General features: G+C 69.2%; 10 protein-coding genes and 1 rRNA gene. All 11 read right to left on the bottom strand.

Translation table 11 applies throughout. The features are described from left to right. Window positions 1-13: 13 nt before the first annotated feature. Window positions 14-1,408 carry a DNA polymerase IV gene (locus N4P33_RS27225; protein ID WP_260829444.1) on the bottom strand — a complete coding sequence of 465 codons (1,395 nt, stop codon included), beginning with the start codon at window positions 1,406-1,408 and terminating at the stop codon, window positions 14-16. Between the two features lie 92 nt (window positions 1,409-1,500). After that, the gene (locus N4P33_RS27220; RefSeq protein WP_260829443.1) at window positions 1,501-2,184 is read right to left on the bottom strand and encodes a MerR family transcriptional regulator; all 684 of its coding nucleotides are present in this window, start codon (window positions 2,182-2,184) and stop codon (window positions 1,501-1,503) included. A 192-nt stretch (window positions 2,185-2,376) separates the two neighbouring features. Continuing rightward, a complete protein-coding gene (locus N4P33_RS27215) occupies window positions 2,377-2,850 on the bottom strand; it encodes a bifunctional nuclease family protein (RefSeq protein WP_026253112.1) in 474 nt (157 codons plus the stop codon). Window positions 2,851-2,933: 83 nt separating this feature from the next. Continuing rightward, window positions 2,934-3,671 carry a MerR family transcriptional regulator gene (locus tag N4P33_RS27210; protein ID WP_260829441.1) on the bottom strand — a complete coding sequence of 246 codons (738 nt, stop codon included), beginning with the start codon at window positions 3,669-3,671 and terminating at the stop codon, window positions 2,934-2,936. A 39-nt stretch (window positions 3,672-3,710) separates the two neighbouring features. After that, window positions 3,711-4,643 (bottom strand): zinc-ribbon and FHA domain-containing protein, encoded by a 933-nt coding sequence (locus tag N4P33_RS27205; protein WP_260829440.1) that lies wholly within the window; start codon window positions 4,641-4,643, stop codon window positions 3,711-3,713. 61 nt (window positions 4,644-4,704) lie between these two features. Continuing rightward, a complete protein-coding gene (locus tag N4P33_RS27200; RefSeq protein ID WP_260829439.1) occupies window positions 4,705-5,616 on the bottom strand; it encodes a DUF881 domain-containing protein in 912 nt (303 codons plus the stop codon). 5 nt (window positions 5,617-5,621) lie between these two features. Beyond that, the gene (locus N4P33_RS27195) at window positions 5,622-5,954 is read right to left on the bottom strand and encodes a small basic family protein (RefSeq protein ID WP_003988855.1); all 333 of its coding nucleotides are present in this window, start codon (window positions 5,952-5,954) and stop codon (window positions 5,622-5,624) included. Beyond that, complete coding sequence (locus tag N4P33_RS27190) at window positions 5,951-6,862, bottom strand: DUF881 domain-containing protein (protein ID WP_260829436.1); 912 nt, start codon at window positions 6,860-6,862, stop codon at window positions 5,951-5,953. The genes N4P33_RS27195 and N4P33_RS27190 overlap by 4 nt, the downstream gene beginning before the upstream one ends. Before the next feature lie 122 nt (window positions 6,863-6,984). Beyond that, window positions 6,985-9,480 carry a mannose-1-phosphate guanyltransferase gene (locus N4P33_RS27185; RefSeq protein WP_260829435.1) on the bottom strand — a complete coding sequence of 832 codons (2,496 nt, stop codon included), beginning with the start codon at window positions 9,478-9,480 and terminating at the stop codon, window positions 6,985-6,987. A gap of 115 nt (window positions 9,481-9,595) precedes the next feature. Then, complete coding sequence (locus N4P33_RS27180) at window positions 9,596-10,204, bottom strand: CDP-alcohol phosphatidyltransferase family protein (protein ID WP_260829434.1); 609 nt, start codon at window positions 10,202-10,204, stop codon at window positions 9,596-9,598. 110 nt (window positions 10,205-10,314) lie between these two features. Beyond that, window positions 10,315-10,431: ribosomal RNA gene (rrf, locus tag N4P33_RS27175) — 5S ribosomal RNA — on the bottom strand. Window positions 10,432-10,441: the final 10 nt, after the last annotated feature.

Below are 10,441 nucleotides of genomic sequence, written 5' to 3'. Positions count from 1 at the left end.
ACCGGCACTCCGCTCACAGACCGCCGGCGCCCGAGCCCCGAGCAACCTCGCCGACGTCAGCCTCCCCGGGTCTCAACGCCACGAGCGGCAACGGCTCCGCCGGCTCCAGCTCCGGATCATCGACCCGAAACGTCTTCACCCGCCCCGGCGGAGAATCCGGCGTCTCGAACCGCACCGTGACCCGCCCCAGCCCACTCCCCTGCACCCACCCATGCCCATACACGGCATGCCGCACATCATGCCCCGCCGGCCAACGCCGCTCCGCCGGCGCCGCCGCCTCCTCCTCGGCAGCCACCACCTCCGCCTCCTCGCCGCCCGCCGTCTCCTCCCGCTCCCCCGCCGCCTGCGCGAACAGATCCTCCTGCGTGTAGTCGGCCAGCCCGCTCACCCCCACACCCAGCAGCCGCACCCCGCCCGTCGTGTCCACCGAGTCCAGCAACCGCGCCGCCGCCTCCCGCACCACCGCCGGATCGTCCGTCGGCCCCCGCAGCGTCTCGGACCGCGTGAGCGTCGAGAAGTCGTACCGCCGCACCTTCAGCACGATGGTCCGCCCGGACAACCCCGCCCCGCGCAACCTGCTCACACACCGGTCGGCGAGCCTGCGCACCTCCATCCCGACCCGCACCCGGTCATGGATGTCCACGTCGTACGTGTCCTCGACCGACACAGACTTCGCCTCCCGCTCCGCCACCACCGGCCGCTCGTCCCGCGCCAGCGCCATGGCGTACAGCGCGTGCCCGTGCGCCTTGCCGAGCAGCCGCACGAGCTCGTCCTCGCCCGCCTCGGCGAGTTCGTCGACCGTATGGATCCCGGCACGCCGCAGATGATCGCCGGTGGCCGGCCCCACCCCCGGCAGCGTGCGCACCGACAGCGGTCCCAGCAGGGCCCGCTCGGTCCCCGGCTCGATCACCACGAGCCCGTCCGGCTTGGCCTGCTCGGACGCGATCTTCGCGAGCATCTTGGAGGCGGCGAGCCCCACCGACCCGGTGAGCCCGGTGACCGCCCGTATGTCCGCGCGCAGCTTCGCCCCGGCCAGACGCGCCGACCGCTCGTCCCAGGCCGCCCCTCCGGCCTCCAGGTCCACGAACGCCTCGTCCAGGCTCAGCGGCTCCACCAGCGGAGACAGCGCCCGCAGCAACCCCATCACCTGCTCGCTGATCGACCGGTACAGCGCGAACCGCGGCACCAGATACGCGGCGTTGGGCGCCAGCCGCCGCGCCTGGGCCATGGGCATCGCCGAATGCACCCCGAACACCCGCGCCTCGTAGGAGCAGGTGGCGACCACCCCGCGCGGCCCCAGCCCGCCCACGATGACGGCCTTCCCGCGCAGGCTCGGCTTGGACGCCTGCTCCACCGAGGCGAAGAAGGCATCCATGTCGAGATGCAGGATCGTAGGCGCGGACCTCACATCTCCGATGCTGCCCTACACCACTGACAATGCCCTGCCGCACGTCCCGGCGGGGCCACTCCGCGCTCGGGCGGTGCCCTCGGCCGACGCCCTCAGACCGCCCGGTTCCGCCGCCGTGCCAGCTCGTCCGCCGGGTTGTGCCCGACCAGCGTCTCCCCCGTGTCGATGCGCTCCCCGTGCAGCTGGGACAGCGCGCTCTCGACATCCCGCCACACCACACCCACAGCGATCCCGAAGATCCCCTGACCGCCCTGGAGCAGCGCGTGGACCTCGTCCGGCGAGGTGCACTCGTACACGGTGGCGCCGTCGCTCATCAGCGTCATGCGCTCCAGATCGCGGAAGCCGCGCTCGCGCAGATGCTGCACGGCGGTGCGGATGTTCTGCAGCGACACACCGGTGTCGAGGAAGCGCTTGACGATCTTCAGGACGACGACGTCCCGAAAGCTGTAGAGCCGCTGTGTCCCCGACCCGTAGGCGGGCCGCACGCTCGGTTCGACGAGCCCCGTGCGGGCCCAGTAGTCGAGCTGCCGATAGGTGATGCCGGCGGCCGCGCAGGCCGTGGGCCCTCGATAGCCGATCTGCTCGGACGCCATGGACGCCGCCCCTCCGCTGTCCGGCACCGCTGTCGGCCGCTGCGGAGCATGATCGGCGGCGCTGCTCTGAGCGGGGTAGCCCCTGCTCGACCGGAGCCGAGCGCCGGGAGGAGGGTACGGCCCGCCCGCCCCGAGACTGCGCCCGGGGGCACCCCCCACCGTACCGTCGCCGCTGCTTCTCACGCCGACCTCCGTCCTTGACCTGCCTCCTCGAAGGTAGGCAGTCACCAAGGGTGCGTCAACGATCGCCACACTCGGCACGCCGAGTGATAATCACCCTAAGAGTGGTTTGGCGTGCCCCTCCACGGGGAAAGGCTAGCCGAATGGCCTCGGCCGGCCGCCGGGTCTACGCGCCCCCGCGTGACATGCCGGCGATCACTGACTGCTGGTCCCGAAGTCCTCCGGCGAGATCTGGTCGAGGAACTCGCGGAACTTCTCCACCTCGTCCTCCTGCTCGTCCGGGATGGCGATACCGGCGTCGTCGAGCACCGTGTCGCTGCCGTAGATCGGCGTCCCGGTGCGCAACGCCAGCGCTATGGCGTCGGACGGCCGGGCGCTCACCTCGACCCCGCTGGCGAACACCAGCTCCGCGTAGAAGACGCCCTCACGCAGGTCCGTGATGCGCACTTCCGTGAGCTCCTGGCCGACTGCCTCCAGCACGTCCTTGAACAGGTCGTGGGTCAGCGGCCGTGCGGGAGCCATGCCCTGCTGGGCGAAGGCGATGGCCGTCGCCTCCCCCGGTCCGATCCAGATGGGGAGGTAACGGTCCCCTCCCACTTCACGCAACAGCACGATCGGTTGGTTGGAGGGCATTTCGACCCGGACACCTACGACATCGAGCTCGTTCACACAGCAACCCTAGGCCGTGCTCGGGACGTTTGGGTAGTCGGGCCGGGAACGGGTGGCCGATCGGGCCGCCCGGAGACCCGTGATCAGGGCAGGCGCACCCCGAGCGCCGTCTGCACCAGTGCCGCGTGCAGCTTCACGGTCAGCCCGGCCAGCTCCTTCGCACGGGCCTCGGCATGCGCCCTGGTCTGCGGATTCCGGTGTCGTCTGAGCGGGGCGACGACCTGTTCCACCAGGCCGGCCTCCCGGTCGGCGGCCGCCTTCATCGCCCTGAGGTGCCGGGGCTCGATCCCGAACCGCCCCAGCTCGGTGACGAGCCCGGCCACGGTGACCGCCTCGGCGTCGTAGACCCCGTCCTCCACCTGGGTGAGCAGGCCGTACGACTCCCACTCCGCGAGCTCCCGCTCCCCGATGCCTGCGGCCGCGAGCAGCTGGTCCCGCCCGATCCGGGCGGCCGTGGGCGCCCCGGAGGCCGCCTCACCGGCATCGGCGTCGCGCTGACGGCCCACCACCGGCAGCTGGACGGTCTCACCGCGCTCCAGGGCCTCCAGATGCTCACGGATCACCTTGAGCGGCAGATACAGGTCCCGCTGCATCCTGAGCACATGGCCGAGGCGCTCGACATCGGCCGCGCTGAACTTGCGGTACCCCGAGGGGGTCCGCTGCGGCTCGATCAGCCCCTCCGACTCCAGGAAGCGGATCTTGGAGATGGTGACTTCGGGGAACTCCTCGCGCAGCACGTTCAGCACCGTGCCGATGCTCATCAGTCCGGTCTCCGCTGCGGCGGTACCGTGCCCGGCACCGCCGCTCGGTGTGTGAAGCATGGGCCTTCCCTCGGGTCCCCGGTCGGCGTCCGGGGAGGGTCAGTAGCCCCGCTGGCTCGCGTAGAAGACCAGCCGGTACTTGCCGATCTGCACCTCGTCGCCGTTGGACAGGGCGACCTGGTCGATCCGCTCGCGGTTGACGTAGGTGCCGTTCAGGCTGCCCACGTCCGCGACCGTGAACGAGCCGTCCGGGCTGCGGCGGAACTCCACGTGCCGCCGGGAGACGGTCACGTCGTCGAGGAAGATGTCGCTCTGCGGATGACGCCCCGCCGTGGTCAGGTCCCCATCGAGCAGGAAGCGGCTGCCGGCGTTCGGACCGCGGCGCACGACCAGCAGCGCGGAACCCACGGGCAGCGCGTCGACGGCCGCCTGCGCCTCGGGGGACAGCGCGGGCATCTGGGTCTGCCCGGTGACTTCGGCGTCGTAGGCCTCGATACCGGAGATGGAGATGGTGGACGTCGTCTCGGACGAGCGCTCCGGGGCGACTCCGGGCCTCAGCGGGGCGCCGCAGTTGGAGCAGAAGCGGCTGTTCTCCGCGTTGCGGTTACCGCACCTCGTACACACCAGGGCCGACATGGACGGATCCTCCTGCCGCGGCTGCCCACCGGGGGCATGGGACGCGTACGGGTCCGAAAAGTCTCCACCCGTACCTGAGGTCGACGGTTGTCCGAAACCTATGCCGCCCTGCTGGGCAGGGTCAACCGACGGCGCGCCCTGACCGCCGACCTCGTCCCGGAACAGCGGACGCTGCCCTTCCGCGTCGGGCTGTGCGCGATGACGAGCGGTCGCGTTGTCGCTGCCCTCTCGCGCGCTCTTGCCGAACAACTTCGCAAACAACTTCACGGGCGATTCCCCTTGACCGAAACAGACCCGCCCGTGGGGCAGGACGAACCCTGACTGAACACACTGGCCGACCCGGACATCCTCACAACGTCCGTATCCACCAGACAGTTTCCACCACGCACCACCCAATCGGTGCGCCGACCCCCCGCAACCTCATGCCCTCGCCGGACGCCCCCCATGCACCCCCGGTTCACTGGGAGGACGACCGAGCGTAGTCAGGCCGCTTCGCCGCTCGCAAGGCATCCACGACGATCTTGGTCGACCGCTCCACGGCCACGGTGGCCTGTTCCTTCTCGAGAGTCTGCACCACGCCTCCGGGAATGTTGAGCGCCGGCTCCAGGTCCTGCGGCTTGCCGATGACCTTGAAACGATAGGGCGCGGTGATCTTGTTCCCGTCGACGCTCACTCCGTTGCCGGAATCTGTGAGATAGGTGTCGGCGACGACCCGCACCCCGTTCACCTGGATCGCCTCCGCCCCGGCAGCGCGCAGCTCCTGGATGGCGTCGAGCAGCATGTCCGCCTCGACCGTCCCCTTCGTGTCCTCGATGGTCATCGTGATGCCGGGGCCCTGCGCGGCCACGGTGCCCGCGAGCACGCCGAGTTGCCGTTCCTTCTCGATCCTCTGCTTGCGGGCCTCCTCGGCCTGGTCGGAGCTGTTCTCCAGCTCGTCGCGCTGCTTCTCGAGCCCCTGCTTCTCGTCCTCAAGACGCTGTGTGCGGTCGTCGAGTTCATCGAGAATGCGGACGAGATCTTCCTGACGTGCCCCGCGCAGGGCGCTGTCGCTGTCGCTGTTGGAGGCCACCTGGACCGCCAGCCCGAAGCCGAGGCCGAACAGCAGCAGTGCCACGATGAGTTGGGCCCGAGTGACCCGCGGCGGCCACAGGCCCTTGATCAGCCGCTGCCGCCCGGTGAGCTGAGGCCCGGCCTGCTGCGCGGGGGTCTCCTCCGCGGCCGCCTCGTCGGCCGGAACCTCCTCGGGCAGCTCCTTGCGCAGGCCGCCGGCGGGTGAGGGGGCGGACGAGGCCGCGGGTGCATGCCCGGCCGCCCGCTCGGGAGCCCGCTGCTCGCGTTCGCCTTCGTGCTCGTGCTCGTGCTCGCTCATCGGCCTCACGCCCGGAACACGTGGCGGCGGATCGCCGCGGCGTTGGAGAAGATCCGGATACCGAGGACGACCACCACACCCGTGGACAACTGCGCCCCCACGCCCAACTTGTCGCCGAGGAACACGATCAGCGCGGCGACGACCACGTTCGACAGGAACGACACCACGAAGACCTTGTCGTCGAAGATGCCGTCGAGCATGGCCCGCAGCCCGCCGAAGACGGCGTCCAGCGCCGCCACGACGGCAATCGGCAGATACGGCTCGACGACGGCCGGAACCTCGGGCCGGACCAACAGGCCGGCCACGACTCCCACGACGAGGCCCAGTACGGCGATCACGATGTGCCCTTCTCGGATGCAGATATCGGCTGTGCGGTTCGTACGGTCACACTGGGTGCGGCGGGCAGCCGGAGGTCGTCCTCCACGGAGATGGCGGTCCGGATGCCGTAGTTCTCCTGCAGGGCGTGCAGATACAGCCCGTCCGCGCTGTTCTGGAACCGGTCGCTGAGATTCCGGCCGTCCCCCACCGCGAGCACCGTGTACGGCGGCACCAGCGGTCTGTTGTCGACCAGTATCGCGTCTCCCGCGGCCCTGATCGCCGACAGGGCCGTCAGCCGCTGCCCGTTGATCGAGACGGCTTCGGCGCCGGATTCCCACAGGCCGTTGACCACCCGCTGCATGTCACGGTCGCGGACCCGCCCCGTGTCGGAGAACCCGGAGGTCGAGCGCGGATCACCGTCCCCGCCGGCACTCGTGTCCTTGGCGTCGTCGACGACGAGCTTCACCCCGGGGCCCTGCACCGCCACGGCACCCGACAGGATCCCCACCAGCTCGGACCGGTCGCTGTTGCCGCCGTGCCCGATCGCCTCGCGCTGCCGGGCGCCGACGTCCGCCCGCAGTTCGTCCACGCTGTCCTCGAGCCGGTCGGCGGCCTCGGTCTCCCGATCGATCCGGTCGATCAGCTCCTCGCGCTCCTTGGCGACCACTGGAGCGGCCACCCGCGCCTGAGCCGCCCCGACGGTGACGACCAGCGCGGCGAGCACCAGCCCGACGGCGAGACCCAGCTTGGCCCTCAGGGTCTTCGGCAGCCCGCCTTCCCCCTCGGCCTTCTTCCGCGCGGCGGCCTCGGCGTAGCCGTCGTCGAGGCTGTGGTCCATGACGTTGGTGAGCAACGACATCGACGCATCCGGGCGCGGGAGCCGCTGGGGGGTGCTCCGAACGGGGGATTGCTGCGGCATGCCGCACATCGTCGCACGCCGCGGCCACTGCCTTCGAACGGCCCTGCCCGCGTGCCGGACAGGGCCACTGAGGTCCCCCTGTCCGGCACGCGCGCGTACTGCGCCTCTACGGGCCTACGGGTGGCCTACCTCTATCGTCCCGCGCTGTCCACGACCGCCGACCACTCGTCGAGCAGCGCCTGCGCGGAGGCGTCGTCGGGCCCCTCGGCCCACAGGTGTGTGACCGCCTCCGCGGGGTCGGGCAGCACCATCACCCAGCGCCCGTCGGTCTCCACCACCCGCACACCGTCGGTGGTGTCCACGAAGCGGTCTCCGGCCGCCTCGACGACCCGCCGCATGACCAGGCCCTTGACGGCCCACGGGGTCGCCAGGTCCCGCTTGATCACATGCGCTCGCGGAATGCGCGCATCGATCTGGCTGAGCGTGAGCTGCGTCCGCGCCACCAGCCCGATCAGCCGCACGAAGGCCGCGGTGCCGTCGTAGACACTGCTGAACTCGGGGACGATGAAGCCGCCCTTGCCGTCGCCGCCGAAGATCGTGCCTTCCTCACCGCCCACGCGCGTGAGGTCGTCCGGCGAGGTGGTGGTCCACTCGACCTGCGTGCCGTGGTACGCGGCCACCTGCTCGGCGATCCTGGTGGTGGTCACCGGAAGCGCCACACGGCCGCTGCGCCGCTCGGCCGCGATCAGGTCGAGCATCACGAGAAGGGCGCGGTCGTCCTCGATGATCCGCCCCTTCTCGTCGACGAGCGACAGCCGCTCACCGACCGGATCGAAGCGCACGCCGAACGCGGCACCGGAGGATGCCACGATCTCCCCGAGCCGTACCAGCCCGGAGCGCCGCATGTCGGCCGTCTCGGTCGGCCGGGACTCGTCCAGTCCGGGGTTGATGGTCAGCGAGTCCACCCCGAGCTTGCCGAGCAGGCTCGGCAGCACCAGACCAGCGCTGCCGTTGGAGGCGTCGACGACCACCTTCAGCCCGGACTCCGCGATCCCCGTGATGTCGACATTGCGCAGCAGCGACCCGGTGTAGGAGTCGAAGACGCTCGACGGGAAGTGCAGATCACCGATCTCGCCGGGGAACGCACGCCGGTACTCCTGCCGCGCGAACACCCGGTCCAGCTTGCGCTGGCTGCCCTGGGAAAGATCGGCGCCCTGCCCGTCGAAGAACATGATGTCGACGGAGTCCGGCACCCCGGGCGTCGTCCGGATCATGATGCCGCCGGCGCTGCCCCGTGCGGTCTGCTGCCGGGCCACGGGCAGCGGCACGTTCTCCAGGTCGCGTACGTCGATGGCGCTGGCCTGCAGCGCGGAGATCACCGCCCGCTTCAGCGCACGGGCACCTCGGGAGTGGTCGCGGGCCGTGGTGACCGTCGAGCCCTTCTTCAGGGTCGTCGCATAGGCACCGGCCAGCCGCACGGCGAGCTCCGGGGTGATCTCGACATTCAGGATCCCGGAGACACCGCGGGCGCCGAAGAGATGCGCCTGTCCTCTGGATTCCCAGATCACCGAGGTGTTGACGAAGGCACCGGCCTCGATGGTCTTGAACGGGTAGACCCGGACATTGCCCTGGACGATCGATTCTTCACCGATCAGGCACTCGTCACCGATGACGGCACCGTCCTCGATCCGCGCCGCCCGCATGACGTCGGTGTTCTTCCCGAGAACGCAGCCGCGCAGATTGCTGTGCGGCCCCACATACACGTTGTCGTGCACGACGGCCTTGTGGAGAAAGGCGCCGCTCTTCACGACGACGTTGGAACCGACCACCGTGTGCTCACGGATCTCGGCGCCGGCCTCGACCTTGGCGTAGTCGCCGATGTAGAGCGGCCCGCGCAGTACGGCATCGGGATGCACCTCGGCTCCCTCGGCCACCCACACACCGGGGGAGATCTCGAAGCCGTCGATGTCGACGTCGACCTTGCCCTCCAGGACGTCGGCCTGCGCCTTCACATAGCTCTCGTGGGTGCCGACGTCCTCCCAGTAGCCCTCGGCGACAAAGCCGTAGATGGGCTTGCCTTCCTTCATCAGCTGCGGGAAGACATCACCGGACCAGTCGACGGGCACATCGGGCTCGACGTAGTCGAAGACCTCGGGCTCCATCACATAGATGCCGGTGTTCACGGTGTCCGAGAAGACCTGCCCCCAGGTCGGCTTCTCCAGGAAGCGCTCGACCTTTCCTTCCTCGTCCACGATGGTGATGCCGAACTCCAGCGGATTCGGCACACGGGTCAGGCAGACCGTGACGAGCGCGCCCTTTTCCTTGTGGAAATTGATGAGCTCGGTGAGGTCGAAGTCGGTCAGCGCATCGCCGGAGATGACGAGAAAGGCATCGTCCTTCAGGGCCTCCTCGGCGTTCTTGACGCTTCCGGCGGTACCGAGTGGCTTCTCCTCATTGGCATAGGTGAGCTCCATCCCGAGCTCCTCGCCGTCACCGAAGTAGTTCTTGACCAGTGACGCCAAGAACTGGACAGTCACAACGGTTTCGTTGAGCCCATGCTTTTTGAGCAGCCGCAGAACGTGCTCCATGATCGGCCTATTGGCCACCGGCAGGAGCGGCTTGGGCATGCTTGAGGTCATGGGGCGCAGGCGGGTGCCTTCGCCCCCGGCCATCACGACGGCCTTCATGTCGGAAGCGTCCTCCTCGAAGAGACGACGGTCTAGCCGACTTCACCCGCCAGAGTTGCCCCGCACTTTTTCCCTGCGGGCCATCACGCCGCCATGCGCGTGCCAATCAGCGAGTTCAATCGGCCATGGCGTCCGCACGGACCAGGCGGCGGACTTGTACCACGTAGAGGACTCCTGCCCACCAATACAGCGTTGTACCCCATCCGGCGAACGCCCATCCGAAAATAGCAGCGAGTGACGCGATCCAGCCAGTTCCGTCACTGAGCAGGAGGAGCGGGAAGGCATACATCAGGTTGAAGGTGGCCGCCTTGCCCAGGAAGTTCACCTGCGGCGGCGGATAGCCGTGCCGCCTGAGGATGCCCACCATCACCAGCAGAACCAGCTCCCGCGCCAGCAGCACGCAGGTCAGCCAGAGTGGCAGAATCTCACGCCAGGTGAGCCCCACCAGAGTCGAGAGAATGTAGAGCCGGTCGGCGGCGGGATCAAGAAGCCGGCCCAGGCTGCTGATCTGGTTCCATCGCCGCGCGAGCTTGCCGTCCAGGTAGTCGCTGACACCGCTGAAGGCCAGCACCAGCAGGGCCCAGCCATCGCTCTTCGGGCCACCGAACTCGGGCCTGAGGATCAGCCACAGGAAGAGCGGCACGCCGACGAGCCGCGCCATGCTGAGGATGTTCGGGATGGTGAGGACACGGTCCGTCTGGACGCGAGTCTCCTGGACCTCCACCCGGGGGCCTCCTGTGGGGAAACGAGCCAACGATGCTCCCTGACCTTACCTCAACGCAAAAAAGCTCTGGCCCTCGGGCTGTACGCCCAAGAGCCAGAGCTCAAAAAGGAGTTCGGCGGCGTCCTACTCTCCCACAGGGTCCCCCCTGCAGTACCATCGGCGCTGTAAGGCTTAGCTTCCGGGTTCGGAATGTAACCGGGCGTTTCCCCTACGCTATGACCACCGAAACACTATGAA

The sequence above is a fragment of the Streptomyces sp. 15-116A genome, assembly GCF_025290915.1.
GTDB lineage: Bacteria > Actinomycetota > Actinomycetes > Streptomycetales > Streptomycetaceae > Streptomyces.
This window is presented reverse-complemented; position numbering and strand designations above follow the sequence as displayed.